General features: G+C 69.1%; 1 protein-coding gene. It reads left to right on the top strand.

Annotation, left to right across the window (positions count from 1 at the left end):
* Positions 1 to 236: ACP S-malonyltransferase (locus tag IE249_RS39660; RefSeq protein WP_229860051.1), on the top strand; the 236-nt coding region annotated here is incomplete at both ends.

Here is a 236-nt window from a genome sequence, read left to right on the forward strand (position 1 = left end):
CTGTCCTACGAGGCTCCGCGCATCCCGGTCGTCTCCAACCTCACGGGCACGATCGCCTCCGCCGAGGAGATCACCAGCCCCGACTTCTGGGTCCGTCACGTCCGTGAGGCCGTCCGCTTCCACGACGGCATCCGCACCCTGGAAGCCGAGAACGTCACCACCTTCCTCGAGCTCGGCCCGGACGGAGTCCTGTCCGCCCTCGCCCAGGAATCCGTCACCGACACCGAGGCCCTCGC

This window comes from Streptomyces anandii JCM 4720 (assembly GCF_014650655.1).
Classification (GTDB): domain Bacteria; phylum Actinomycetota; class Actinomycetes; order Streptomycetales; family Streptomycetaceae; genus Streptomyces; species Streptomyces anandii.